25 protein-coding genes and 1 pseudogene are annotated in these 26,662 nt (G+C 50.0%); 18 read left to right on the top strand and 8 right to left on the bottom strand.

Features of this window, described 5'->3' with window-relative positions; translation table 11 throughout:
* Positions 1 to 85 precede the first annotated feature (85 nt).
* Complete coding sequence (locus K331_RS0128360) at positions 86 to 664, bottom strand: hypothetical protein (protein WP_028592938.1); 579 nt, start codon at positions 662 to 664, stop codon at positions 86 to 88.
* Between the two features lie 372 nt (positions 665 to 1,036).
* On the opposite strand from K331_RS0128360, the gene K331_RS0128355 reads away from it, so the two are divergent.
* Complete coding sequence (locus tag K331_RS0128355) at positions 1,037 to 2,047, top strand: MerR family transcriptional regulator (RefSeq protein WP_028592937.1); 1,011 nt, start codon at positions 1,037 to 1,039, stop codon at positions 2,045 to 2,047.
* Positions 2,048 to 2,361: 314 nt separating this feature from the next.
* Here K331_RS0128355 and K331_RS0128350 read toward each other — a convergent pair whose 3' ends face one another.
* Positions 2,362 to 2,841 (bottom strand): GAF domain-containing protein, encoded by a 480-nt coding sequence (locus K331_RS0128350; RefSeq protein ID WP_018887404.1) that lies wholly within the window; start codon positions 2,839 to 2,841, stop codon positions 2,362 to 2,364.
* Positions 2,842 to 3,082: 241 nt separating this feature from the next.
* Between K331_RS0128350 and K331_RS0128345 the strand changes: the two genes are divergently transcribed.
* The 3 genes from K331_RS0128345 to K331_RS0128335 all read left to right on the top strand — a co-directional run bounded on the left by K331_RS0128345 (position 3,083) and on the right by K331_RS0128335 (position 6,018).
* A complete protein-coding gene (locus K331_RS0128345; protein WP_028592936.1) occupies positions 3,083 to 3,382 on the top strand; it encodes a hypothetical protein in 300 nt (99 codons plus the stop codon).
* 356 nt (positions 3,383 to 3,738) lie between these two features.
* Positions 3,739 to 4,317: a GNAT family N-acetyltransferase gene (locus tag K331_RS0128340; protein WP_028592935.1), complete on the top strand. Its 579-nt coding sequence runs from the start codon at positions 3,739 to 3,741 to the stop codon at positions 4,315 to 4,317.
* A 192-nt stretch (positions 4,318 to 4,509) separates the two neighbouring features.
* A complete protein-coding gene (locus K331_RS0128335) occupies positions 4,510 to 6,018 on the top strand; it encodes an MDR family MFS transporter (RefSeq protein ID WP_051290092.1) in 1,509 nt (502 codons plus the stop codon).
* Positions 6,019 to 6,132: 114 nt separating this feature from the next.
* Here K331_RS0128335 and K331_RS0128330 read toward each other — a convergent pair whose 3' ends face one another.
* The gene (locus K331_RS0128330; protein ID WP_018887400.1) at positions 6,133 to 6,600 is read right to left on the bottom strand and encodes a MarR family winged helix-turn-helix transcriptional regulator; all 468 of its coding nucleotides are present in this window, start codon (positions 6,598 to 6,600) and stop codon (positions 6,133 to 6,135) included.
* 305 nt (positions 6,601 to 6,905) lie between these two features.
* On the opposite strand from K331_RS0128330, the gene K331_RS0128325 reads away from it, so the two are divergent.
* Positions 6,906 to 7,322, top strand: a complete 417-nt coding sequence (locus K331_RS0128325) for a hypothetical protein (RefSeq protein WP_036636124.1) — start codon at positions 6,906 to 6,908, stop codon at positions 7,320 to 7,322.
* A 230-nt stretch (positions 7,323 to 7,552) separates the two neighbouring features.
* On the opposite strand, the gene K331_RS0128320 is transcribed toward K331_RS0128325, so the two are convergent.
* Positions 7,553 to 8,824 (bottom strand): BaiN/RdsA family NAD(P)/FAD-dependent oxidoreductase, encoded by a 1,272-nt coding sequence (locus tag K331_RS0128320; protein WP_028592932.1) that lies wholly within the window; start codon positions 8,822 to 8,824, stop codon positions 7,553 to 7,555.
* 148 nt (positions 8,825 to 8,972) lie between these two features.
* On the opposite strand from K331_RS0128320, the gene K331_RS0128315 reads away from it, so the two are divergent.
* The 3 genes from K331_RS0128315 (at position 8,973) to nadE (ending at position 12,323) form a co-directional block, all read left to right on the top strand.
* A complete protein-coding gene (locus K331_RS0128315) occupies positions 8,973 to 10,682 on the top strand; it encodes an ATP-binding protein (protein WP_226383718.1) in 1,710 nt (569 codons plus the stop codon).
* Positions 10,683 to 10,853: 171 nt separating this feature from the next.
* The gene (locus tag K331_RS0128310) at positions 10,854 to 11,288 is read left to right on the top strand and encodes a BrxA/BrxB family bacilliredoxin (RefSeq protein WP_028592930.1); all 435 of its coding nucleotides are present in this window, start codon (positions 10,854 to 10,856) and stop codon (positions 11,286 to 11,288) included.
* 225 nt (positions 11,289 to 11,513) lie between these two features.
* Entirely contained in the window at positions 11,514 to 12,323 is an 810-nt protein-coding gene (gene nadE / locus K331_RS0128305) for an ammonia-dependent NAD(+) synthetase (protein ID WP_028592929.1), read from the top strand.
* A gap of 145 nt (positions 12,324 to 12,468) precedes the next feature.
* Here nadE and K331_RS0128300 read toward each other — a convergent pair whose 3' ends face one another.
* On the bottom strand, positions 12,469 to 13,296 hold the full coding sequence (locus K331_RS0128300; RefSeq protein ID WP_028592928.1) for an alpha/beta hydrolase family protein: 828 nt from the start codon (positions 13,294 to 13,296) through the stop codon (positions 12,469 to 12,471).
* Between the two features lie 202 nt (positions 13,297 to 13,498).
* Here K331_RS0128300 and acpS point away from each other — a divergent pair, with 202 nt between their 5' ends.
* Both acpS and mutY read left to right on the top strand, forming a co-directional pair.
* Positions 13,499 to 13,897 carry a holo-ACP synthase gene (acpS, locus tag K331_RS0128295; RefSeq protein ID WP_028592927.1) on the top strand — a complete coding sequence of 133 codons (399 nt, stop codon included), beginning with the start codon at positions 13,499 to 13,501 and terminating at the stop codon, positions 13,895 to 13,897.
* 27 nt (positions 13,898 to 13,924) lie between these two features.
* Entirely contained in the window at positions 13,925 to 15,319 is a 1,395-nt protein-coding gene (mutY, locus tag K331_RS0128290; RefSeq protein WP_028592926.1) for an A/G-specific adenine glycosylase, read from the top strand.
* 212 nt (positions 15,320 to 15,531) lie between these two features.
* Here the strand turns inward: mutY and K331_RS0128285 are convergent, their stop codons facing one another.
* On the bottom strand, positions 15,532 to 16,143 hold the full coding sequence (locus K331_RS0128285) for a superoxide dismutase (RefSeq protein WP_018887391.1): 612 nt from the start codon (positions 16,141 to 16,143) through the stop codon (positions 15,532 to 15,534).
* A gap of 602 nt (positions 16,144 to 16,745) precedes the next feature.
* Here K331_RS0128285 and K331_RS0128280 point away from each other — a divergent pair.
* The 7 genes from K331_RS0128280 to K331_RS0128250 all read left to right on the top strand — a co-directional run bounded on the left by K331_RS0128280 (position 16,746) and on the right by K331_RS0128250 (position 23,149).
* On the top strand, positions 16,746 to 17,171 hold the full coding sequence (locus K331_RS0128280; RefSeq protein ID WP_018887390.1) for a GNAT family N-acetyltransferase: 426 nt from the start codon (positions 16,746 to 16,748) through the stop codon (positions 17,169 to 17,171).
* Positions 17,172 to 17,297: 126 nt separating this feature from the next.
* On the top strand, positions 17,298 to 17,891 hold the full coding sequence (gene lepB / locus K331_RS0128275; RefSeq protein ID WP_028592925.1) for a signal peptidase I: 594 nt from the start codon (positions 17,298 to 17,300) through the stop codon (positions 17,889 to 17,891).
* Between the two features lie 254 nt (positions 17,892 to 18,145).
* Complete coding sequence (gene queG, locus K331_RS0128270; RefSeq protein ID WP_051290093.1) at positions 18,146 to 20,035, top strand: tRNA epoxyqueuosine(34) reductase QueG; 1,890 nt, start codon at positions 18,146 to 18,148, stop codon at positions 20,033 to 20,035.
* Positions 20,036 to 20,082: 47 nt separating this feature from the next.
* The gene (locus K331_RS0128265; protein ID WP_028592923.1) at positions 20,083 to 21,111 is read left to right on the top strand and encodes an HD-GYP domain-containing protein; all 1,029 of its coding nucleotides are present in this window, start codon (positions 20,083 to 20,085) and stop codon (positions 21,109 to 21,111) included.
* A gap of 105 nt (positions 21,112 to 21,216) precedes the next feature.
* Complete coding sequence (locus K331_RS0128260; protein ID WP_404821539.1) at positions 21,217 to 21,468, top strand: YneF family protein; 252 nt, start codon at positions 21,217 to 21,219, stop codon at positions 21,466 to 21,468.
* A gap of 54 nt (positions 21,469 to 21,522) precedes the next feature.
* Positions 21,523 to 22,116 (top strand): GTP cyclohydrolase I FolE, encoded by a 594-nt coding sequence (folE, locus tag K331_RS0128255; protein ID WP_028592921.1) that lies wholly within the window; start codon positions 21,523 to 21,525, stop codon positions 22,114 to 22,116.
* A 193-nt stretch (positions 22,117 to 22,309) separates the two neighbouring features.
* Entirely contained in the window at positions 22,310 to 23,149 is an 840-nt protein-coding gene (locus tag K331_RS0128250) for a lipoate--protein ligase family protein (RefSeq protein WP_028592920.1), read from the top strand.
* An 88-nt stretch (positions 23,150 to 23,237) separates the two neighbouring features.
* On the opposite strand, the gene K331_RS0128245 is transcribed toward K331_RS0128250, so the two are convergent.
* Entirely contained in the window at positions 23,238 to 24,350 is a 1,113-nt protein-coding gene (locus tag K331_RS0128245; protein WP_028592919.1) for a superoxide dismutase, read from the bottom strand.
* A 253-nt stretch (positions 24,351 to 24,603) separates the two neighbouring features.
* Positions 24,604 to 25,638: an alpha/beta hydrolase gene (locus K331_RS0128240; protein ID WP_028592918.1), complete on the bottom strand. Its 1,035-nt coding sequence runs from the start codon at positions 25,636 to 25,638 to the stop codon at positions 24,604 to 24,606.
* Positions 25,639 to 26,183: 545 nt separating this feature from the next.
* Between K331_RS0128240 and K331_RS32560 the strand changes: the two are divergent.
* Positions 26,184 to 26,662, top strand: a pseudogene (locus tag K331_RS32560) (collagen-like protein); the annotation flags it as partial.

The following is a 26,662-nucleotide window of genomic DNA, read 5'->3' as shown; positions in this document are numbered from 1 at the left end:
GTCTTATGGAAAAAGGAGAAATTGAATAGTTTAAATACAATAGAGTATAGTCTGAGCTATACGCCTATAGGCGAAGTATATACTTTTATTTCATGATTAAGTCATTGAACGCAACCGAATCAAAATGATCCTCCTGTACCAGCCACTTTCCCTCTTCATAGGATAGTGTCAGTGTTCCCTGCATCGGGACACGTTCATTGTCGCTGCTGACGTCATCTCCTAAAACGAGATCAACCTCATAGATCAGATCAATCATGTTCTCCTCGCGGCCAGATACGGAGAAGCTCAAATTTTCCGGGTGCAGGGAGGTGTTCTGTATATGTGCAGCGTGGAATGGAACGACAGTATAGCGAGTTCTTAGGGCCTTTTCCGAGAAATGCTCAGTGAAGTAAGGCTTCATCTCTTCCGTGCGCGCCAAGATAGAATCGTCAGATAGCATATCCTCTGATGCGGTCACGGAATATTCCTTGGTCTTGTAGGCTTCCGCTGCCTGTATAGCTTCCTGTACCATTTCCTCACTGAACGTTGATTCGGGAGCAGCTTCATTCCCCGCTACTGGATCCCTCGAAGATGGGGTTGTAGCATCCTTGCATCCTGCCAACAGCATAACAGCAAGTATCGCTGCGACGATGTACCACGTACTATTCCTTGAATTTCTCTTCATGGAGTCCCTCCTCTGTAATTGAAAAATAAATACCATATATTACTTGATAATACGTATAACATCCAGATGGGTCTCGCTTTTCTGGCAAGGAATTCATCAGCATCCTCTATTTTCTTGAGTGGAAGGTAGCACTTCAAAACTGGTTCGTAATGTGCTATCGGGGTAATGGAAAGTACCAAAGAATACAACGCCAGCATCCGTATTTCAACATGAAATAAATGAACAAGTGGGAAGAGAGGGACAGTAAATTAGAGGTAAGACAGACCATACAGATATGTCAGACTATATAAACAGATACAAACAATAAAAAATAAATAAATAGTACAAACAGTACAAACAGATACAAGGAAATACAGGGAGGTGAGTATCGAGATGGCCTATACATTGGAGGAAGTGAGCGATATGTCGGGAATGCCGCTTGAGGAATTGAACCGCTACGAACACAATGGCTGGTTAAAGCCGTCTCTGGTCTCAAAGGATGGAGTTCATTATTACGATGAGCGGGGGTTATTGTGTCTCCAGCATCTCATGATCTGTCAGGAGCTGGTCATGCCAGGTGAGGAACTGGCGATGTGGATGCATCGCTATATGGAGGCTCCGACTGATGTATTGCTGGAGCATAGGCTCAGGATTATGCAGAAGGCTCAGCGAATGCATCAGCTTGTTCAGACCATTGATCTAACCTTGAGTCATCTGAATGGCGAATTCCCGTTGGAGCATCGGAAGCTGTTCAGCGGACTTCAGTTGCAGCAGGGCTGGAACAATATGCATCAGTTGAACCAGTATAGCGCCCAGCAAAAGCTTCATCACAGTGAAGTAGAGCCGCTTGAGGTGAAGCCTAGTGCCATGGGGTGGTATGACGAATTGTCAGAACATGAAGTTATCACGGAAGATACAAGGACGGCAGATACGAAGAGGACAGTTACGAAGACGAGTGGTGTGAAGGCTGTGGATCGTGCAAGACAGCGAGGTCAGGGGCAGATGTCTGAAGAACAGATCGAGAACAGATCGGTCAATCTCTCAGCATCTGTAAGACAGGAGCATGAGGATCGAGAGGAGAAAGAGCAATCTCAGCACCCAGAGGCATGGCCGAAGGAAAAGTATCTGCAATCTCAAGCAGAGGTTGAGGAGATCCACCGTGAGCTGATCGCCGCCATCAAGGATGGGGAGGAGCCGGGGAGCAAGAGAGTGCAGGCGATTATACGACGCCATTTGGAGTGGATCAGCCACTTCTATACACCTACAGCACAGATCTATAGCGATCTGGGTGATTTGTATGTGGAGCATGAAGATTTTCATACGATGTATCGTGAATATCATCCCAGGTTGGCAGAATTCTTACGAGACGGCATGAAGATCCTTGCTGCGTGCGAGCTTAAATAGCAGGTGCAGACTAGCGCAGGATAAAGTATCGAGGTTAATAGGGACATGGTAAATAAATTGGGGTTACGACGCTCGTGGTGGGGGCGTTTTTTTTGTTGATAGCCTGTCATTGAATAGCCCTGCCACCAGTAACGGGAGCAGGGCTATTCAAAGTTAGCTGTGCCAGTATGATTTGTCATGATCTTGCACCTAACCTTGTCAGGCGCGGGCGTTGCAGCTGCTACAGTACTTACTATAGTAACTAAGACTAGTTACAGCTACTAATGTGTTACTAGGGTTACAGTTACTAATGTGCTACTTCAGTTACTACAGATTTACAGCTGCTCGATCAGCAGTTCTGCGAATTGCTCCAGGAAAGCCTGATCCTCGGCATCAAACCGATTTTTAAGCGGGCTGTCGATGTCCAGCACTCCGATCAATTCACCGTCTTTGACTAAAGGAACGACGATCTCACTATTGGATGCAGCATCACAGGCGATATGTCCTGGGAACAAATGAACGTCCTCTACAACTACAGTGCGGCGTTCTTCAGCGGCTGTACCGCATACACCGCGTCCCAGTGGAATGCGAATACAGGCTGGAAGTCCCTGAAAGGGACCCAATACCAGCTCATGCCCATCATAGAGATAAAAGCCGGTCCAGTTGACATCGTTCATAAAGTGCTTAAGCAAGGATGCGGCATTCGCCAGATTCGCCACTCGATTCGGTTCATCATGAATCAGAGCCTTCAGTTGGTTCAGTGCAGAAGCGAATTGCTCACTGCGTGTTCCTTCATAAGGGATTGCTTGAAACATACCTTCACTCTCCTGCCTGTGGACATTTTGCATAAGCTCCATGAGCCGCTCCCGACTCTGAAGCTTAAAATTGCATCTACCAGCGGTTAATTAATTTAAGATATACCGGAATCATGCATGGAGTCAAGAGTTACATATAGGTTCCTTGCAGGTGAAATTTGGCTGCTGGCTTGTTTACCTTCCGGCGCTTGAGGGTAATACATCCATATCTTGAAGGCTTTAGCCGGAAAGGGGTGTTGCTATGCACGCCGAGGTTCAGAATTTGTTCATCCGTATTCATATGCTTCATTTTGCCCAACAGCAAAATTTGTCGGTAGGTGAGTTGCAGCCTGTACTTGAGAGCCGTGGCTACAGAGTAGGGGAGCGCGAAATCAAGCAGGAGCTGGAACATCTGACCCAGGAGAATTTTTTGACGGCCCATGGTGATCAATTCAGTATTACGGGCGCAGGTATTGTCGAGCTTAAGGAGATCCGTGTACAGCTAAGTACGCTCTGCAAGGATATCGTGACGGAGCAAGCCCAGAAGGAGCCGCAGCATTAGGATAGCTCATCATTTCAGATATTCATCTGTGTCTGGCACGAAGCCATCCGTTGAATGATGATTTAATCTGTTGAAATGAACACTATACATCCGTGGGGACAGGGAACCGGAGGCTTGGCATCCGTTGCCTGCTCCTGAGGGTGTATTTGGCGTACAGCCGAGTATTCGCTACTTATATTTGCCCTACAGTGCCCCATATTTCTCCATATCCCTCTATCGCGCTCTATATTGCTCTATATTGCTCTATATTGTCCTAGATAGGTTGCCCTTTATTAGAGCTGTATGGTTAAATTATGTATGGCTGTAGCGATGTGGAAGCGCTAACCATAGGGAGTACATTCAGGAGGTAGAATTCATTGTATACTTGTAATGGAAATATCCCGGTGCTGGAGGGGCCGCGGCTTAGATTACGCCGTATGGACACGAAGGATGTTAAGGATATTTTTGCGATCTGGTCGGACCCTGAGGTGACACGTTATATGAATATCTCAGCGATGTCTTCACCGGATGATGTTCAGGAAATGATCGACTTGCTTAATGCTTTGTCCAGAACTGATGATGCACTTCGCTGGGGAATTGAACTGAAATCCAGCGGTAAAATCATTGGAAGCTGCGGACTGAACAATTGGCAGCTAGACGGCGCCTTCAAGGCCGAGATCGGCTATGAGTTAAGCCGTGAGTATTGGGGGCAGCGCTTCATGACCGAGGCGCTGGAGCTCATGTACGCTTTTGCCTTCGATAAGATGAAGATCAATCGGCTGGAGGCACTTGTGGACCCGCGAAATGAGCCTTCCCAGAAGCTCCTGGAGTCTATGGGCTGGGTGCGCGAGGGGTTGCTGCGTCAGTTGCAGTATACATCTGCGGGATATACGGACATGCTCATCTACTCCTTGCTGTATGAGGATTATACGAAGCGAAAAGCCGCAGCAAAATAGTAATTGTGTAATTGACAAAAGCTCAACCCCGATCGACAATATAACATGTACTGTCAGGCGGTCCGTCAGGTCCGCCTTTTTCAGCTTTCGAAGGCTTGTACAGGCCGTTGAAATTGTCAGATTATCTGTTTGTTGAATGATCAGTTTGTTGAATTATTGGATTATATGAGAGCAAGAGAGGATTATGAAGTCATGAATAATCAAGCATCAACTAGCACTCCGGCATCAACCAAGCGTGGGCTTGTGCTGATCGGCGTGCTGCTAGCGACCTTCCTCGCTGCGATTGAAGGCACGGTAATTGGACCTGCTGGACCCACAATTGTAAGTGATCTGGGCAGTGTCGGTCTATTGAGCTGGATTTTCACCGCGTATCTATTGACGATGGCGGTCACGACCCCTATTTTCGGAAAATTAAGTGATTTATTCGGACGTAAGCCCGTGTTCCTGATTGGCTGCACGCTATTCGTACTGGGCGCTCTGCTCTGTGGTCTGGCAGGGACGATGGAGCAGCTCATTGTATACCGGGCCATACAGGGCATCGGTGCTGGGGCCGTAATTCCAGTGACCTTCACGATCATCGGCGATATGTACTCGATTGAGGAGCGGGGGAAGGTACAGGGAATGATCAGCTCTGTATGGGGAATCTCCTCATTGCTGGGGCCTATTCTGGGTGGATACGTTGCACTCTACGCGGGCTGGGAGTGGATCTTCGGCTTCAATATTCCCTTTGGTCTACTGGCGATCTTCTTCATTGCTCGTTATCTGCAGGAGGGCTCGGTTCGTCGCAAGGCGAAGATCGACTATGCAGGGGCGGTCACCTTTACGATTGGTATGACGTCGTTGCTGCTGGTGCTTACGATGGGCGGGCAATATATGGATTGGGCGTCCGTTCCGCTGCTGTCCCTGCTGCTGGGAGCGCTGGTATTCCTAGTGCTGTTCTTCGTCATTGAGCGGCGTGCTGAGGAGCCTATGGTGCCGTTGAAGCTGTTCAATATTCGAGATATTGCTGTAGCGAGCATCGCCTCCGTTCTCGTGAGTGCCCTGCTGATCGGCCTGACAACCTATTTGCCATTGTGGGTACAGGGTGTACGAGGCGGTGATGCTGCCGCTTCAGGGCTAGCACTCGCACCGATGTCCGTCGGCTGGTTGGTCGGATCGGTATTTGGGGGGAGGCTGCTAGTGAAGCTGGGACCACGTTTCACTTCCCTGTTAGGGCTATGCTTCATTGTTCTGGCTTCCTTCATGATGCTACTGGCTAACGAGAGCTCTCCGATGGGAATCGTCTATGGAGCCACATTTATCTATGGACTGGGCTTTGGCTTCTCGCTAACGATCTTCACGATTATTGCCCAATCTGCTGTGGGCTTCGAACTACGGGGGGCTTCAACGGCACTGAATACCTTTTTGCGGACCTTGAGCCAGACGGTGAGTGTGGCCGTGTTCGGGTCTTGGCTGAATTATAGTATTATGCGCAATACGATGGATGATCGTTTACTGGAGAAGGGAATTACTCAGGAGGACATCAGCGGTCTATTGTCCGCACACTCGGGTGGCGGCATTAGCAATGAGGCAGCGCAGCTGCTTAGACATGTGCTTGGAGATAGCATTCATGGGCTATTCTGGATCATGCTGGTGATTGCAGTAGCAGGCTGGCTATCTGTTATGTTGTTCCGCAAGCGACTTGCCGAGGCTGGCTCCTGAGACACAAAATAAGACCACAGCGTGCGAGATGCCAACGCTGTGGTCTATTCATGTTGCAGGACATTGTGTGCAGTTACCGATAAGGTATCCACTTTCGTGATGGTAGGTACTGGCTTACTTATGGGAGCCTGCAGCCAGATTCTCAGCGCTGCGTCCCAATTTTTTCAGGAGACGAATGAGAGTTTCCTTCTCGTCTTCGCTAATCCCACTGAAAGCCCTATCAATTTGTCTGGTGTAGGAAGGGTAGATTTCATCCATGACTCTTCGTCCCTCTGGGGTCAAATCAGCGTAGATAATCCGGCGATCCTGTGGACACGGCTGACGATACAGATAGCCTTTGCTCTCCAGCTTATCAATAACGTAGGTGACATTACCGCTCTGTAGCAGCAACTTCGCTCCCACCTGCTGAATCGGCTGTTGTCCCTTATGATACAGTACTTCCATAACGGCGAATGCCGTAGGATTGAAGCCCGCTGTCTTAATTCCTGTCACTGCGTGTTCGCTTATACTTTTGAACGATTTGGAGAACACGCTGTGAAGATGCATGGATTGCTGCGTCTGCAGCGTTGGGGTATCAAGCATATTCATTCCGCCTTCGATATGAATTTGGGGTCCTCGACCGCTCGATCCATAGTGACCGGGCAACCATGCCCATGAAACAAGTGTACAGGAACAGCCGAACATCGCGACATGAGGTTTGTCACACTAACTGTATTTTTAATTATTCAATTTTAAAAGACAATCAATATTTCACGTAATCCTCACAAAATCTCTTGCTCAGACCTCACGAATCAACCTCGTTAGCCAGATGCTTAATCAGGCCATTATGAAAAGGTTGGAAGTGGTTATATTAATAATAAGAAATCTTGAATGTGGAGGGAAAAGTGATGAATACAGAAGCGGCGTCAATTCAGTTCTACTTTGCCAATGAAGGAGCAGCAGCATCCGCATGCGACACCTTGCGTGAGATTGGCTATGAGGCAGAGCATGCAGGGGGAGGAGAGGTCAGACTGCAGATTGAGAATCAGGACGTGGAATCTGCACTAGAGATTTGCCAGCTTCATGGAGGGCAGCTACAGCTACCAGGAACGTCTCTGGCTTACGATGCTACACCTCATGCGTACGAAGCTGGGGGAATTATTATTCCTGCCCACACCGTGAATGAGGATTGGAGTGAGGCCTATAGCACAGGAGCTATTGATAGCTATCAGTCGCTGGAATCCTCCATGTCTGGTCGGAATGTGAGCAGTGATAGCCTGCCGGAGCCAGATGTTGACGGATTCTCGGGTAGCGTGAAGGCATAGGACCATCAGGGGACATAACGGTGAAAGCCAGAACTATGAATACGAGCACAAGCCCTCTGTACCGCATTCCCACGATGTAATCATGGGGCGGCAGAGGGCTTGCTTAATGATGTGTAGCATAAAGTGGGGCATACAGTAATAATTCGAACCTACGATACTAGTACTTAAAGCGTAGCTGACAGGCTCTTTGTCTGCAGTGACCAGCACTCACATTGAATCTGATTACGGAACTAGCCGCGACCCTTCAAGGTGGAAGCCGCATGCGTCCCGGCATTATGCCCGGTGGTGAAGGCAGCCGTAATGTTATAGCCTCCAGTATAACCATGAATGTCGAGAATCTCACCACAGAAATAGAGCCCCGACATGAGCTTCGATTCCATACTGCGAGGATCAATCTCCTTCAGATATACACCACCGCCGGTGACAAAGGCTTCCTTAATGGAGCGGGTCCCGCTGATTCGGACGGGAATGGCCTTGATGCATTTGGCAAGCTCCATCCATTGCTGCTTCGGAATATGGGCATAGGTGATGTCGCCAGATAGTCCGCTTTGCTCCAACAGGATCGGCACGAGCTTCTCCGGCACGTATCCTTTGAGTACATTCCTGATGGCCTTCTTGGCATCCTGTGCAGCCAGCGCATAGCTCTCGTCATAGATCTCCTGCTCACGAAGCTGTGGAAGTAGATCAATGGTCAGCAGAACGTTACCGCCGCCATTCTTCTTCAGCTCCTTCACGACGAACTGGCTACAACGCAGGGCCGCTGGACCCGAGAGGCCAAAGTGGGTGAAGATCATATCTCCCTCGTGGGTGACGATCTTTTTATTCTTGGCACTCCACACGGTCAGTGACACCTCACGCAGGGAAAGACCTTGAAGCTCTTTGCTCTGGATCACAGGCTCATTTGACACTAACGGTACTTCAGTCGGATACAGCTCTGTGATCGTATGCCCAGCTTGCTCTGCCCAGGCGTAGCCATCTCCCTCCGAGCCGGTATGGGGGACGGATTTGCCGCCTACGGCCACAATAACCTTCTCGCAGCGAATCTTCTCGCCATTGCGCAGGCGAACGCCAGAGACTGCTCCTTCTGTATACAGCACCTCCGCTACGGGACAGTTCGTCCGAATATCCACTCCAACACTGCGTACCTTCCGTACAAGAGCATCAACCACAGACTTGGCTTTATCCGTGATCGGGAACATTCGACCATGATCCTCTTCCTTCAGTCGAATCCCCAACTGCTCGAAGAAGGCAGCAATATCCCTGTTGCTAAAATTCGCCAGCGCGCTATGCAAAAAACGCCCGTTACCCGGAATATGGCGAATAAGCTCATCTAATTCCTTCGCATTCGTCACATTGCAGCGTCCACCGCCAGAAATACCGAGCTTCCGCCCCAGCTTGTCACCTTTTTCGAGCAAAAGCACACGTGCTCCCGCTTCACCAGCAGCGGCAGCAGCCATCAGGCCCGCTGAGCCAGCCCCTATTACTATCAATTCATATGTCATTGTTATATTATCTTCCTTTTTCATTAGTGCTAAAGATACATTTTTCCGACTTAACTGAACATAATCTCGGAAGTTATTACATATTATTGTAATATATTGTTGCCTATGTTTTAATCGAACTATCAGTTGCAGCCATTAGGAGGAGGAGATGGTCATTTTTACCGTGATGAAGGACATTGTACTCCAGATTCTTCTAGCTGCTGTAACGGCAGGCCTATTCTGCGTACTGCCCAAGGGATGGATCACGGGCTACTTCAAGCGCAGCGGCAAGAGTCAGTTGCATCTGGAATGGGTGATTCTGCTTGCTTGTCTGCCGTCGATATGGCTCAGCACCTTGTTTCAACAGGAGTTAATCCCCGGCGTCATTCTGAATCTCGGAATTGTTCCTTTGATGACCGGCGTACTATATGGTAACACGTTAACGGGCATAATACTCCTATGCTCCAGTATGCTTCTTCACTTTGGAGCCTCAGACCTCTTGTCGATGTCGAATCTGGTTCTCCATTCTGGTGTGCTACTGATTCCATTACTATGGCTGGTTTCATTTCATTTTAAAATGAGATCCACCGCCCAGAAATATTGGATTATCTCCACATTGTCTGCGATTCACTGGAGCCTGGCCAGCTTGATTCCGTGGCTATCCTTTGATTATACATATTTATTTCGATTGCCAGGTGTAGCCATCTTGCTCAGCAGCTTGGCTGCGATGCTCTTGCTTCCACTACTTCATGTCTATGCCGTTGAGAGGGTTACAGAGAGTCAGCAGCGATCGAGGGACTTCGACCAGCTTATGACGAAATATCTGAATGAAGCCGACAAGTTCAGGCAAATCTCTGAGGCACTGCCACTAGCTGTCATGGTGCTGGATCATGAGGAATCTGTTGTATTTATGAACAAGATCATGCTTCGCCTGTACCAGCGGGATCAAGTGAGTCTGCAAATGGAAGACGTGATTGGGAAGAAGATACCAGAGTTCACCTCGCCTCATTATATGAACGGTTTTCGAAGACGTTTTCAGGCCGTTATGGGGGGAGATAAAGTCACGGAACTGCTCCGTTACGGTCAGCACTCCTACTTATCTAATCTTGCTCCTCTACGTGACTATCAGACACAGGAGATTACTGGTGTGCTGATCTCCGCGCAGGATACGACAGAGCTGGAGGTGCTCCGCAGCGAGATGGGCAATGTCGAGAGACTCAGTCTTGTCGGCCAGATGGCAGCAGGTATTACGCACGAGATCCGCAATCCGATGGCTGTAGTGAGGGGATTTCTTCAGCTGATGCGTGAGAAAAGCCCCGCCTCCTTACACCACTACTACCGAATTGTGATGGATGAGCTGGATCGAGCCAATGGAATCATTACGGATTTCCTGTCTCTGGCACAGAATCGTGCCGTCGAGAAAGAGGAAATGCACCTTCATAGCATTATACAGGAACTAAGTCCACTTTTGTGGGCTGATGCCAATCTTAGAGGACAGAGTATAGAGCTTAAGCTGTCAGACAGCGTATCCTCATTGCATATGAATTCTAAGGAAATGAAGCAGCTGATACTTAACCTGTCGCGCAACGCGATGGAAGCGATGAACGATAAGGGGACTTTAACTCTGTCGACTCGCTCCTGCCCCGATTACGTTGAGCTGGAGGTGCGTGATACTGGACCTGGAATCCCGCAAAGTCAGATTGACCGATTGTTCGAACCCTTCTACACGACCAAGAGCAAGGGGACCGGACTAGGACTTGCGCTGTGCATGAGCATAGCTGAGCGCCATCATGGTACGATCATCGTGAAGTCTACGGAAGGGGAGGGAACCTCTTTCATCGTGAAGTTTCGTAAAATTGCAGAAGTTTCTGCTGTATAAAGGGTTTCGTGCAAGCGAGGACGCGGGTTCTACTTTGCATTCGAAGAGCTTGCCTGTATAATAAGTAAGAAAATAAGTTTCAGTTGTGGCGATTTTTATATCAAAGTTTATTGACAGAGAGATCTGTCAACAAATAACCAATCCAACGGAAATGAAGGAGTGGACATACACATGTCAATGTCATTCGACCAATATATGAGAGACATGGTTCAACCTATGCGGGATGAACTGACTGCGCTGGGCGTTCAAGAGCTGCGTACTGTCGAAGAGGTAGAAGCTCAGCTTCCTAATGCCAAGGGGACTGCCCTTGTAGTCATTAACTCGGTATGCGGCTGTGCGGCTGGGCAATGCCGTCCAGGTGTAGCACAGGCTCTGCAGCACGATATCACACCAGACCACCTGTTCACAGTCTTTGCTGGACAGGATAAGGAAGCAACGGCCAAGGCACGCGAGTATTTCGCGCCGTATCCGCCTTCTTCCCCATCCATTGCATTGCTTAAGGACGGCGAGCTGGTTCACTTCATCGAACGTCATCAGGTTGAGGACCGTTCTGCACAGCAGATTGCGGAGGATCTGACTAGCGCGTTTGACCGTTTCTGCCGTTAAGACAACGGACTCCATAACGCTCCTGCATCTTTCGTCTATCGAAAACTGCCGGGGCGTTTTACATATTTATTACGGTCTCTCACCCCTGCCTGTTAGAAAGTACATCGAGCAGCTGTAGGACTCCGTTTTATAATTGATGTAGGCTCGAACCACATATGTGGTTAATGAAAGTCATGTGTAGAATGCATAGACTCAGGAAATAACAATTAAAAATGAGGTGTAAGAATGAGTTTACAGGAACAAATCATTGCAGAGCTGGGCGTTCAGCCTACCATTAATGAGGAGACAGAGGTACGCAAGCGGGTTGATTTCCTGAAGAGCTACGTCCAAAAGACAGGCTCTAAGGGCTTGCTGATCGCCATTAGCGGGGGAATTGATAGTGCTGTAGCGACAGCCCTGTGCAAGCGGGCAACCGATGAGCTGAATGAGGAGCAGGAAGGGCCATTCATGACGCTTGGCGTATTCCAGCCTTTTGGTACACAGCAGGATATTGAGGACAGCTACTCTGTAGCCAAGGCTTTCAACCTGAAGCACACGGCCGAGACGAATATTGAACAGCCTGTGAATGATATCGCACTGGAGGTCGAGAAGTCCTTCCAATCCATGGGGATGGATCGCTCCATGACGTATCAGGGCAAAGGTAATGTGAAGGCGAGAACGCGCATGGTCGTACAATACGCTCTGGCGAATGAGCTGAATCTGCTCGTTGTCGGGACAGACCACGCTTCCGAGGCGATTACCGGCTTCTACACCAAGTGGGGTGATGGAGCGGTAGATATTACGCCGCTGTCGAGTCTGAACAAGCGTCAGGTCCGCCAGCTGGCAGCCTATCTGGGTGTGCCTCAGCCGATTCTGGACAAGGCGCCGTCTGCAGGGCTGTGGGAAGGTCAGACAGACGAAGGCGAGCTGGGCATCAGCTATGACGATAATAGCGATTATCTGGAGGGCAAGGATATTGATCCCAAAGCCCGTGAGATTCTGGAGAATTATTTCACCCGCACTGCTCATAAGCGGACAAGCATCCCAGGCATCTAATGACCGTTGATTAAAGCCGCAAGGCTCTGGATAACCATCTGGAGTCTTGCGGCTTTTTAAGATTGATTTTCTTACATACCTCTACCTATGTACTAGGGTATAAGAGACTGCATCTTAGGTGGCTGAGGATGTGACAGGGGCAGTATCAGGCAAGGGATGGGTTCAATAATCGCTCCATGAAGCGATGCGTCTCTGTAATCGCCTTGTTGAGCTGCGGCGTCGTTCCTGCAAAGGGATGGACCGTATTGAAGGTATGTCCGCCACCTTCAATCTGCACCCATTCTATATCTGGTCGAACGGCAGTCAGGCGTGCGGAGCCCTTGCGCAAGCGGGAGCTGTCCTCGGTGCCTTGAATAAGCACAGCCTGCAAGGGTGAAGCGGCGAGCCGATCAATGATCGCGTATTGCTCCTTGTTCCGTTCCAGATCCTCCAGAATGATGACATCGAGCGGCAGTTGCTGGCCTGTCCGGGTATTCTCAACATGAGAGCGGCCCAACTCGCGCATCTCCTGCTTTTGCTCCTCCGTAAATAAATCGAGATCCGTGACCCCATTCCAGGAAATGACGCCTGTCACCTGATCCGGATGATCCAGTGCATAGACGAAGCAGCTCCCTGCCCCGCGGCTATGGCCGAGCAGGAATAAGGGGAGCTCACGCAGATCGGACCTGTCCTTCAGAGCATGGATGACAGACTCCAGATCAGCCTGTTCGCGTCTGTAGGTATTCACAGCGAATTTCTCCAGCTCTGTGAAGCTCTCCATGTCCGCGCCTATACCATTGTGCGAGAAATTAAAGGTAACTACATGATAGCCGGATCGCAAAGCTTCAGCTACATAGGGGAACATGCCCCAGTCCTTAAATCCCTTGAAGCCATGTGCGATAATGATGACTGCTTTGGCTCGATTATGAGCCGTATACAATGAGGCTTGGATGGCTTGGTCAGGTCCAGCGGAGATGGTCCATGTCTGTGGCATTTTCAGTACCTCCTTGAATATAAGGGATTCTATTCCATTTTAGCATGCAAGCTTTTGGAAGGCGAAGAGACTCGCCAGCAGGCACAGCAACCTGCTACAATAAGGAGTGGCCTATTTCATGGCGAAAAGGCTTTACTACCAACATTGGTGCTACAATTGGAGCCAAGTCGTACATTTTGAAGCAGAAGAGAAGGTGATGAACATCATCTACGGGATCGGACACGATATCATTGAGATTGGCAGAATCACTGCCATACTGGAGCGCTCAATAGGACAGGCATTTATGCGAAGGGTGCTGACCGATGCGGAACGGACGCTGGCGGAGCAGCGTGCAGCCAGACTTGCTGAATTCGTGGCCGGACGATTCGCGGCGAAGGAAGCCATCAGCAAGGCATTTGGCTGCGGAATTGGGGGTAAGCTCTCTTTTACGGATATAAGTATATTGCCTGCCGAGGGCGGGCGACCTGTGGTGTGTATCTCAGATGAGGCTTGGCATAGGCTGGGGCTGCAGGCACAGCAACATACAGTTCATATCAGCATTACGCATCAGCCAGCCATGGCTTCGGCTTTTGCCGTGGTAGAGCGGGTGACGACGACATAATACGGTTCACAGGAGATATGGTATACAATGAATAGAATGGAGCATCAACGGTATTTTAGTAGAGAGCTACTAGGCTGGTATATGGTTAATAAACGTGATTTGCCGTGGCGAAGACATCGTGATCCTTTTTTCATATGGGTGTCCGAGATTATGCTGCAGCAGACGAGAGTGGATACAGTGATTCCCTACTTTCACCGATTCATCGACCGTTTTCCGACCATTCAGGCTTTGGCAGAGGCACCGGAGGAGGATGTGCTCAAGCATTGGGAAGGGCTGGGCTATTATTCCCGTGCCCGGAATCTGCAGCAGGCTGCCAGGCAGGTCATGGAGCTGCATGGGGGTAACGTCCCCGATGATCGTGTGGCTGTAGCTGCGCTAAAAGGGGTTGGACCCTACACGACCGGGGCTATCATGAGTATCGCCTTCAATCGTCCAGAGCCCGCTGTGGATGGAAATGTGATGCGTGTGCTATCGCGTCAGTTCCTGATCGAGGACGATATTATGAAGGGCAGCACTCGTGCTGCGATGGAGGAGCTGGTACGCGAGCTCATTCCCGATCAGCGGGCCTCGGATTTCAACCAGGCCTTGATGGAGCTGGGGGCACTCGTCTGTACGCCAAAATCGCCGCATTGTCTCACCTGCCCTGTGATGGAGCATTGTGCTGGAAGACTTGCTGGGCGAGAGGAGACCTTACCCGTGAAGACGAAGGCCAAGCCGCCACGCTTGGAGCAGCGCTCGGTAGCCCTGATCGAGGGTGTGGGCGAGCACGCAGGGCGTATTCTGGTACGTCAGCGTCCGGCTACTGGGCTGCTGGCTCGCATGTGGGAGCTGCCGCATGTACCTGCTTCGCCGAGCGGTGTAGACGGTCCTGTACCGGATGAGCCGGCGATGGATTGGCTTGCAGGCAGTCTGCGTGAGGAGGGCATTGGGCTGCAGCCGCTAGGCTTCCTGCGAGAAGCAGAGCATACTTTCAGCCATATTCACTGGAACCTGCGGGTGTATCGTTGTATGGAGGAGCCCACGCTGGTGAAGGGTAATCGAATCGAAGCCATGGCTCTTACGACAGAAGGCGTACAGGCTGGCATACAGCCTGAAGTGATATCGGACTCGGAGCAAAGAGTCGCGGAGTCTAGGACAGAATATACGCTGGTACCTGATCGTGGCACAGCGGATGGTACTTCATCAGGCAGCGCTTCATTGGACGGCGACTCATTAGGGGGGAGCTTATCAGCTGGAAGTTCAGCAGATGGCGGTTCACTAGATGGAGGCTTGTCTGTGATGGTTGAAGTGGGCGGACATGACAGCAGTGAGCAGCTTGCTGCCGCACCGTCATTACGCTGGATTCAGGAGAAGGATATGGAGACGCTGGCGTTTCCGAAGGTCTTTTTGGATATTATTCGTGGATATTTTCAGCAGCAATGAGTATCAGCGATGGTAGAAGCGATATTCTGTGAACCATCATTGTGAATAGCCAAGAGGCGCATTCCATAGCTATATGGGATCGCTCTTGGCTGTTTGTATTGTCCTGCAGGATTGGAACGAAAGCTACAAAAATATAACACAATAAAAATAATACAAAAAAAGTACCCCGCCGACCTCGGAAGGTCGACAGGGTACTCGTCACGTCACACCGCTTATTTTGCTGCTGCGTAGCGTTTGTTCACTTCATCCCAGTTGATTACGTTGAAGAAAGCTTCAATGTAAGCAGGGCGTTTGTTCTGATAGTTCAGGTAGTATGCGTGCTCCCACACGTCCAGTCCGAGAACCGGAGTCTGACCTTCCATCAGCGGGCTGTCTTGGTTAGGCGTGCTAGTGATTGCCAGCTTGCCGTCTTTGCCAACTACGAGCCATGCCCAGCCACTGCCGAAGCGAGTGGTAGCTGCTTTGGTGAAGTCTTCTTTGAATTTATCATAGCCGCCAAGCTCGCTGCCGATCGCGTCAGCGATTGCGCCAGTTGGCTGTCCGCCGCCGTTCGGTCCGATCACTTCCCAGAACAGCGTATGGTTAGCATGTCCACCACCGTTGTTGCGAACAGCAGTACGGATGCTTTCAGGAACGCTATCCAGGTTGGAGATCAGGTCTTCCAGGCTTTTGCTTTGCAGCTCAGGTGCGCTTTCCAGTGCAGCATTCAGGTTCGTTACATATGTGTTGTGGTGACGGTCGTGGTGAATCTCCATAGTCAACGCGTCGATATGCGGTTCAAGTGCGTCATTGGAGTAAGGAAGTGCTGGTAATTCAAATGCCATGATAAAATCCCTCCTGAGTTAGATAGTTGTTAAGGTGTTCCTATGTAATAATACCCTCGACACTTATATTAAACCGCATTCCACATATTTTTTCAACATTTTTGTTTAAAAAATACCTCGAGGTTAGGAATAGGCATGTCATAGCATTTCCTGGAACAGAGAAGCTATACATTTCTTGAAATACGAACGTTTGGTTAAATATAAGTAAAAATGTAAGCGTTTTATAGTAAGCGGTTGCACAAAAAATGAGATGAAATATGACTTATTTTGTGGTTTAATAATTGAGTGAGCCCTCCTAGTCGGCTTTTTTTGTCACTTTATTGTCACAAATATTTTACAATACTAGGAGAGTATAAAGAGCGCTGAAGTAGAAATCTAATGTAGATTCCTTATGGCAGGCCGCTTTTTCCACATGTCACGGTCGGGTGTCCCATTTTCGACACATTCTGCGAGTTGTCAGTTGATTCGCACAACATTTGTCACTGCAAAATTACATTAATCCAGTACATATATAGTATAGGCAGCTCAACCGGCTTTGTCTTGTGTGCTGGTTCCGGATGAGTGTACATTTTATTATGCTACGAAAAGGGAGATATTACATTATGCAGATTCGTTCCTTTCAGTTGAGTGATGTTAGCCAAGTTACTGAACTTATGCAAGATGCATTATCTGAAGAGTGTTACACTAATACTATTGGGGCATTTGCCCGTCAATTGTCTTGGGATTCGGATCTTATTGTGGTTGCAGAGGACGAGGGTAAGCTGGTAGGTGCCTTGATTGGCACGATTGACCAGAACCATGGCTGCTATTACCGCATTGCCATTCATCCGGACCACCGGAGACAAGGCATCGGCAAAGCTCTGGTAGAGGCTATGGAGCAGCGCTTCCAGACTCGCAAGGTTAGCCGGATCTGGGTAGCTGGCGACGAGCACAACAAAGCGGCTATGCCACTGTATGAAGCAATGGGATATGGAGCGAATCAGATTCTCCAGGCATTCCAGAAGCTAAGTATTTTGGCGCCTAACTGAACAGCAGGCTGGCAAGCTGTTTGTGAAAATTACCATAAAGGCATATCTCCCTAACCGTTGCAATCGGCCAGGAGATATGCTTTTCTATTTGTACGGCTTCTGTGCGCACTAGGAAGGGGCGAGGATATGGATACGCCGGTAAGGGACAGGCTTCCAAGCGGGGAAGACACGGGTCAGAAGACCACAGATGCTCCGTGGCTCACAGAGCTTAAGGAATGGCTGAGGATGGCGGTAATGGGTATGCTGATCGTGCTGCTGATGAACCTGTTCATCGTTAACCTATCTACGGTTCGAGGCTACTCGATGCACCCGACATTAACAGAGGGCCAGCATGTGCTTGTGAATAAATGGGTCTTTCATTTCTGGCAGCCCCAGCGGGGTGAGGTTGTGGTGCTCCGTGATCCCCAGCCGGATGGCGACGGGAGAAAGCTGCTAATCAAGCGTGTCGTAGGCGTGCCTGGAGATACGGTCGAGATCAGAAATGGACAATTATATATTAATGGCAAGCTTCAACTGGAAGCCTATACGGTGTCCATGATCGAGGGAGACAATTACGGGCCCTTGAAGCTGCAAGAATCACGTTTTTTTGTCATGGGAGATAATCGTCACTACGGAAGCAGCAAGGATAGTCGCTATTTCGGCAGTGTGGACAGGCATCTTATCAGTGGGCGAGCTGAGTTCGTGTTCTGGCCTTGGGATGAACGCAAGCTGTTGAGGTAGCGGAGCGAGTCTAACAATGCTGTGGCTTGAGATATGAAATGTCCAGAGAAGTATGGAGTGTCAGTAAAATATGGAATTTTAGAAATACAGAATCATAGGGGAATACAGAATACGAGAGAAGGATGAGCACGAGGGAGTGAGTATCGGCTCTGTGTGTAATCTGTGAAAATATGGATGCGTTCACATGCGTCGATAAGGAGGGATAGAAGTTGGTTACGAACCATGCTGCCACCCCAGTCAGAGTCAACTGGGAGATGCTGAAGCAGGAAGTGATAGCAGCAGCACCTGATTTGGGAATAGATGCGATTGGCTTTGCTGCGGCTGATCCGTTTCTCTCCCTGAAGAAGCTACTGGAGGAGCACCGGGCCAAAGGCTATGAGTCTGGCTTTGAGGAGCCAGATATCGAGAAACGCGTCTACCCGGCGCTGGATGATGCGGTTCCGGCTTCGTTGATCTCTATTGCTGTCGCGTATCCATCCAAAATGAAAGACCCGCCTCGCTCTGAGCCAGGGAAATATCGCGGTATATTATCACGATCAGCCTGGGGGCGTGACTACCATGAGGTACTGAGAGAGGCGATGTCCAAGCTGGAGGCGTATTTACGAGACCGCGTACCAGGTGCTGTCATCAAGAGCATGGTTGACACGGGAGAGCTGGTGGACCGTGCGGTAGCGGAACGGGCTGGCATCGGGTTCAGCGGAAAGAACTGTGCAATCATCTCTCCTGAGCTAGGGTCATGGATATACCTGGGGGAGCTGGTGACGAACATTCCCTTCCAGCCAGACCAGCCCGTGACGGAGGGATGCGGAGAATGCACGAAGTGCATCGATGCCTGTCCAACGGGGGCATTGGTCGGACCAGGGGAGCTGAATGCACAGCGCTGTATTTCTTTCCTGACACAGACGAAAGGCTTTCTGGAAGAGGAGTTCATGAAGAAGATTGGCAACCGACTCTACGGCTGTGACACCTGTCAGATCGTATGTCCCAAGAACAAGGGGAAGCATTGGGACAGGCATCCAGAGCTGACACCAGACCCCGAAATTGTGAAGCCGCTGCTGCTACCATTGCTGGATCTGAGCAATCGGGAGTTCAAGGAGCGTTTCGGACAGAGTGCCGCTGCCTGGCGGGGCAAGAAGCCTATCCAGCGCAATGCAGTCATTGCCCTCGGGAATTTCAAAGACAAGAGTGCTGTCCCAAAGCTAACCGAGGTGCTACTGCATGATCCACGGCCTGAGCTTAGAGGTACGGCTGCCTGGTCATTGAGTCAGATTGGAGGGGAGAGTGCCATGAGAGCAGTCCAATTAGCAACAGAGAAGGAACAACATGAGCAAGTATTAGACATGCTTGATAAGGCCATTTCCCGTCTAAAAGGGGAAGAAGACGGAGCAGTAAGCAACACCGAAGGTGGAACCAAGTCTCAACGTGAAGCGGAGCATGAGCACACCGCAGCCGAAGATTCACAGGCAACCACAGCTATGTTGTCTGCGAATATGCAGAATGGGAGCTCACCCCGTCAAGCGGCGAGCATGGAGCCAGCATCTCAGGATAGAGGAGACTTACAAAGGGTAGAGACTCCCAGTCAAACTACGAGAGGTACCGTGAATGTCCACCGGCAGCAGCCTGACAGCCGTCCGGTATACTATGATGAGCTGCACACTCCCATAGGGATCTTGACGCTATGCGCTACGGAACAAGGACTATGCCGAGTCGAATTCGGAGCGTATCAGGTGCAGGAGGCGGTGCTTCAGCAATGGGCTCGCACATGGATCGGTGATTATACCTTTATACAAGAACCAGAGCGCCTTGCCGAGGCGGGTGATCAGCTGAAGGCTTATTTCGCGGGTAGCAGGGAGGCGTTCGAGCTTCCTTTGGATATCAAGGGAACGCCGTTCCAGCTACAAGTATGGGGCGCACTTGCCGATATACCTTATGGGGATGTGGTGTCCTACACAACGATTGCCCAGCGGATCGACAGACCAAAAGCAGTGCGTGCAGTAGGCGGAGCGAACAACAAGAACCCGCTACCTATCATTATTCCTTGTCATCGAGTAGGCGGAGCAGACGGTCGGCTCGTAGGCTACGCAGGCGGCTTGCAAGTCAAGACGTATCTGCTGGATCTTGAAAAATCGCGCACGTTCCGTTGATATACCGACTTTAGCAGAGCGGATGCTCATTCACGGGGGAAGACACGATGAAATATGTAAGCATAGATAAGGTGGAACCAGGTCAATATCTGGGGAAAACAGTATATTCGGGCAATGGGGCAGTATTACTGTCCGCAGACGTGCAGTTAACGGTGTACATGATTAATACGTTGAATCGTATTGGTGTTACGATGCTATATATTAAAGACCCGACTTTGGAGGACATCGAAGTTGAGGAAGTACTGAGTAATCAGACCAAGACAGCGGTCATCACCGAGATGAATCAGACATTCAGTGCTCTACGCTCAGGTAAAGACTGGAGCCCGCGCAAGGTAGCAGCTAGTGTGGATCAGATTCTGGACGAAGCTATGGGTAACAAAGAGACGCTCATACAACTGACCGATATTCGTACTGTAGATAATGCGCAATATGTCCACGGTATTAATGTATGCCTCATGTCTACCATGATTGGAATTAATATGGGATTGAACACCACCCAACTGAGAGAGCTAGCCATAGGTGCACTCTTGCATGATATTGGGAAGATTGACCTGAGTTCCGAGACGAAGCTTCTGGATATCACCCGCAACCATCATACATGGCAGGGCTTTGAGCTGCTCAAGTCCAAGCGTGAATTCAATCTGCTGATCGCTCATGTGGCGCTTCAGCACCATGAACGGGTCGACGGTGAAGGTTTGCCAAGGGGACTAGCGTCAGACGACATCCATATCTATGCCAAGATTGTAGCTGTAGCCAATACCTATGATAATCTCGTGAATCCGTTTAATGGACGTGGTATGCTTCCGCACGAAGCCTGTGAGGAGCTTATGGCGATGTCGAACCGTGAGCTGGATCATGAGGTGTTAATCGAGTTCAATCGCATCATCTCTGTGTATCCGAATGGCAGTGGGGTACGTCTGTCCACGAAGGAAGCAGGTGTCGTTGTACGTCAGCATCGTGGCTTGCCGAGTCGTCCGGTTATCCGGATTGTGAAGGATCATGGTGGAGATCTGGAGGTTAAGGAAATTGACCTCGCGGTACACACGACCGTATTCATTGATTCGGTCATGGTATGATCCGTCAATTTGTTTGCCGGGAATGATGGAAAATGCTATGATATCGTAGTGCGTAGAGCCCAAAGCACACGCAACATATGAACATACAGAGGTGACAAGCTCATAATGTGGAGTTACATTATTCCAATTATTACGCTCATCGTAGGTTTGGTCGGGGGATTCTTCATCGGAGCCTATTATCTCCGCAAGCAACTGGAGAAAATGCAAAGTGACCCTGCGGCTCTGCAAAAAATGGCCAAGCAGATGGGCTACAATCTGAACAGCAAACAGATGCAACAGGCACAGCAGATGATGAAAGGCCAACAGTTTGCCAAAAATCAATCCGGACCGCGTAAAAATCAAGGTCGCCGGAAATAACTAGCATGAGCACAGACAGCAACAACAGCTGATATGGCGTAAGGAGGTTGAACAATGGCCGGAGTTAAGGACTACGTGAACGACAAGGTAACAGAGAACCGTGAAAAAATCGAATATCATGTGGAGCAAATCCTGAAGCTGATTGGCGAGGACCCTCAGCGGGAAGGGCTGCTGGAGACACCGGCACGTGTAACCCGGATGTATGAGGAGATTTTCGCGGGCTATGCAGTAGACCCCCGTGAAGCGCTGGGTATTACCTTTGACGAGAACCATGAGGAGCTTGTCATCGTGAAGGATATTGTGTACTACAGTCAATGTGAGCATCATATGGCCCCTTTCTTCGGGAAGGTCCATATTGGATACGTGCCTAGCGGCAAGATCGTAGGTCTTAGCAAGCTGGCAAGACTAGTAGAGGCGATTACACGCCGTCTGCAGGTGCAAGAGCGTATTACCTCCCAGATCGCAGACATTCTTACGGAGGTTGTTCATCCGCATGGCGTGATGGTGGTCGTGGAAGGCGAGCATCTGTGTATGTGTGCGCGCGGAGTCAAGAAGCCCGGAAGCAAGACCGTAACATCGGCTGTACGCGGCTCCTTCCGTCAGGATGCAGCACAGCGGGCAGAGTTCTTATCACTGATCAAGGAATAAGGTTCAGGGACAGAGCTACAGATCATCGGTGGCACGTATACAGGCTGATATAAGCTGGATCACGATAAGCTGTTCGTAGCAATTCAGTATATTTTATCTAACAGACAGGAGGCATCCCAAGCAGATTTTGAATCTGATGGAGTGCCTCCTGTCTGCGTAATGGCTACTTTGTGGATGAGGAGGTCAAAGAGACGTGACTAGACAAGACAGTGGTAACCAGAGAGTATCGTCGCTCCCCGCAGAAATTCTGTTGCAGGTGGCACCGCCAGAGCTGAGCGCAAAAGGTGTGCTATATCCGTTAGCCTGGGAAGAGCTGATGGGTAGAAAGGTGGGGCGGGGAGAGTTTGGTCCCGTACTACATCTATGGCAGCATTCTGGAGCTGTGGTCATCGGCCACCGTGATCGACGGCTCCCCGCAGCTACAGCGGCATTAGAGAAGCTACGTCAATCCGGTCTGGATGCCTGTGTCCGTCCATCTGGCGGGGCAGCAGTACTTCTGGATAGCGGTGTCCTGAATGTGTCCTTGATTATGCCGAACCCGCAGCATAGCATCGGAATTCATGCTGATTTTCAGCTGATGGCACAGCTGCTTGGTGATGCGATCCGTCTCTGGCATCCGCTCGTGAGAGCAGGAGAGGTGTCAGGCTCCTTTTGCCCAGGGGACTATGATCTAAGCATTGACGGGCGTAAATTTTGCGGAATCGCGCAGCGGAGGCAGGCCAAGGCCTACATGATTACCGCCTTCGTTATTGTTACCGGAGCAGGCGTGGATCGGGGGCGCACGGTTAGAAGCTTCTATGATACTGCAGCTGGCGGGTCGGCGCATGACTACCCACAGGTGGTACCAGAGACGATGGGCAGTCTGGCCGAGCTGGCCGGGGTTCCATCGGTTGAAGCCTACATACAATCACTTCTGACTAGTGTGCAAAAAACAAGCACCCTCCAGATGCTGAAGGATGCCGAGGCTGGGTTATCTGATCTTGATGAGCAGGTGGAGGCTCTAAGAGTCCGTTATGATACCGATATCAATTGAACATCACTATTTTCATTCACATACAACTGCAATTATAGAGGGCTTCGTTGGGCAACCTTGGTGGAATATTACCGACGTAGAGTCCCCGTCAATAAGGTGTCCAGCGTAGCTTGGAGGCCTTATTGTAGCGCTCCTGAACAGCAGGCCAGTAGACTACATTCCACCAGTCCTCAATGTACTTCTTACGCTCATTTTGATGCTTCAGATAGTAGGCATGCTCCCACACATCCAGCGGCAGCAGGGGGATGACATCCCACTGGGACAGGTTCTGGTGCTTCTCGGCCTGGAGAATCTCCAGACGACCCGCTCTTGGACTCCAGACAAGAATGGCCCAACCTCCGCCTTCCACCTTCTCGGCTGCCTGACTGAATTGTTGCTTGAAGGCCTCGTAGCTGCCAAAGTCCTGCTTGATCTGCTCAGCCAAGGTTCCCTCCGGCTTGCCCCCTCCCTTGGGATTCATGATCGTCCAGAAAATGGTATGCAGGTAATGCCCCGCACCGTTAAAGGCCAGCTCTCGCTCCCAGTGCTTGACCAGATCGAAGTTCCCTGTCTTGCGAGCCTCATCCAGCTTCTTCTCCGCGGTATTCAAGCCATCTACATAGCTCTGGTGATGCTTGTCGTGATGAATCCGCATTGTTTTCTCATCGATATAGGGTTCCAGAGCATTGTACGGATAGGGAAGGGGTGGCAGCTTGTGTCCTCCGATGGGAACTGGACGCTCGCCTTGCGGATTGTTGGCGCGATATTCAAAGATACGCAGGATGGCCCCCTCGTGCTGAAAGGGGAGTGTAGAGCTGAGGAAATACCGACTATCCTCTGTAGCGTGGCGAAGTACGTCAGCTGCCGATGGATAGTGTCGTAGTGAACGGCTCCTTGTCTCTAACAGGGATAGTTGATGAATGAACTCCTCCGATTGCCTTTGTGCAGCGGCTAGTAGCTGCTCCAGCTCTTCACCCAATTCCAGTGCGTGCTGCTCATCTGCCTTAAGCTGCTCCTCCCACAGCTGATTGAACAGCTCCCCTGCCTTATAGCGCGTCCGCTCAAACACGTGATCCCAATCCTGCAAATGATGAACATATGCAGGCTCCAGCTCAGGTACAGCCGAGATTACCGTCTGTACATGTCTGCTCTCCAGGTGCTTCCAATGCCAGATCTCCTCCAGCATGCGCAGTGGCAGCAGATTACCGTAAATATGCAACATGAGAATATTACCTCCCGATTGGACGAATTGACGCTGTTCATAGTGTATTCCTGGTAGCTGTTGTCCTATGACATATGTATCCAATCAGGATAATCAGTCCGGTAATTCAAGCGAACATGGATGCGAGGGCCTGGATGCTGTGCTGCATGAGGTGTGTCTGCTGCTGATATCCCCTTGCTTACACTGCGCAAGTTCATTAGGCCAAAAAAAGCGACAGCTACGGGTGTATCTCAATCCGTAACTGTCGCTCCGTTCACATGCCCGTCGTCTCTACTGTACTCGTGGTGGAATCAACCGGTTCATCTCCAATCTGTGCCTGGCTCAAAAAGGTGGACACACGCCGCAAGTATTCCCGCGGGTGCTGACGGAACAGTAGCTCATGCAGTCCATCTTGTATGATCCATACATCAGAGGCCGGATTCGTCTGATTCGCAGCGAGCGTCTCGGCAATAGGATACGGTGCCTTCTCATCCTCTGTACCATGCACGAACAGGATCGGGAAGGGATAATCCTCACTCTTGACTTGCATATAAGGAATCTGCTGTACGCCAGTGCCGTTGACAAGCGGGAATAGCAGCTCCAGGATCTCAAGTGACGGATGACGAGGCAGATCAATCTGATTCTTGATGTTATGGTACAGTGTGTCCGGCTCTAGCAGGAAGGTACTGTCGAGAATCATGGCATCCACGTCCTTGGTCTGCAGTCCAGCCTGCAGTGCTGTGCCTGCGCCCATCGAGAAGCCCCATACGACCACCTTCTGTGCCCCACGCTGCTTGGCCAGCTGAATGGCCCCAAGCAGCTGTTGGGCTTCCACCTTGCCGCCTGTTGCGACCTGCTTGCTGGTCTGTGAAGCGAAGCCATAGTCGAACATAATGACATTGAAGTTCTGACGGTGCGCGTAATGGGCAAGATCATACATAGGAATCCAGCTCTCTTCACGATTGGCGCCATAGCCATGGCTGAAGACGATCGTCTTGTCGGATTTCTCTGCTGGAATGTACCAGCCCTGCATCATGCGACTGCCATCCTTGGCGGGAAAGCTAATCTCTTCATAGGCCATTCCTTTGGCTTGCATCGGGTTCGAGAACAGAGGGGCTACCGTTGGATTGGACAGCACCCAGGCGATATAAGCATGCAGGGCGATGAAGCAAAAGAGCAGGAAGAAGATGACCGACAGTAACAAGGCAATGACAATATGCTTGAACCGGATTAACCGGGGAGACAACTCGACGGGCGGCTCTTGGGCGGTAGCATGCAGATGCTTGCTATGCTGGGGTGTAAAGATCATCTGGGAGCCTCCTTACTTCTATAAGCTATTGTAGTGCTGTCGTCACAGCACCTACATGGATCATATTTATTCATCGTAAAATGCAGGAAGGTAGAAAGTCAATCTTACATGGCGAATTGTGAAGGATTGGCATCGAAAATGGCTGATTCTGTCATAAGGGTTACCGCCTACCTCTGTACTCTTTATTTATATAAACGCTTGAACCGGCCTTATACCAAAAGATATGTGCACTGGTGTAAGAGGAGGCTATGCAATAAGGAGAGCTGGCTCTCTGCATACCAGCTATCTTGGTTTGAGAATGTCAGTGTGCTGTTGGGCATTGGCCTATAACTTGCTGAAGGGAACAGAAATCAGCAGATGGACAGAGAAAGAGAAATACAGGCTTTATTCATATCACCAATCATTTTCAGCAACATACAATATTTTGTCTTCTGTACTATGCCAGATGCCGAACCGGAATAAGGACAGAAGAGACTTCTGAGGGTAGTTCGTCATCATAGAATAAGGATAAGAATAAGTTTGAATTTGAGTGTAGGAGGGGTAGCATGTCTCAACCGAACATACCTAATATTAGTCCTACTATAACCTTAACAAGAGATGACGCAATTAACTTACTTTTAGCGTCCATTGCAATGGAAGAGCTGGGCCTGGGACACATCATTAATGCGGAAGCAGAGAAGATTCAGTATGCAGTGGGTACACTTCCGGGTCTGACAATACCTGCAACCATTAGTGAACTGTTAATTGTGAATCAGAGTGTCCAGTCCACATTGCAGGAAACGATCAAGAAAGAATTATTGCTTGATAGTAAGCTGCAGACTGTGTTAAGCAGTGTAGGACCAGTACCTACAGGATTTACTGGAGCAACAGGAGCCACTGGCGCTACTGGAGCAACAGGAGCTACGGGAGCACAAGGAGCGCCAGGAGCAACGGGAGCTACGGGTGCAACAGGAGCAACAGGAGCAACCGGTCCGACAGGTCCAACAGGTCCAACGGGCGAAACGGGAGCCACGGGAGCAACAGG

Origin of the sequence: Paenibacillus massiliensis subsp. panacisoli DSM 21345, assembly GCF_000426545.1 — a bacterium.
GTDB lineage: Bacteria > Bacillota > Bacilli > Paenibacillales > Paenibacillaceae > Paenibacillus > Paenibacillus panacisoli.
Note: the sequence above shows the minus strand (reverse complement) of the source record. Positions and strands in the feature narration are given on the sequence as shown.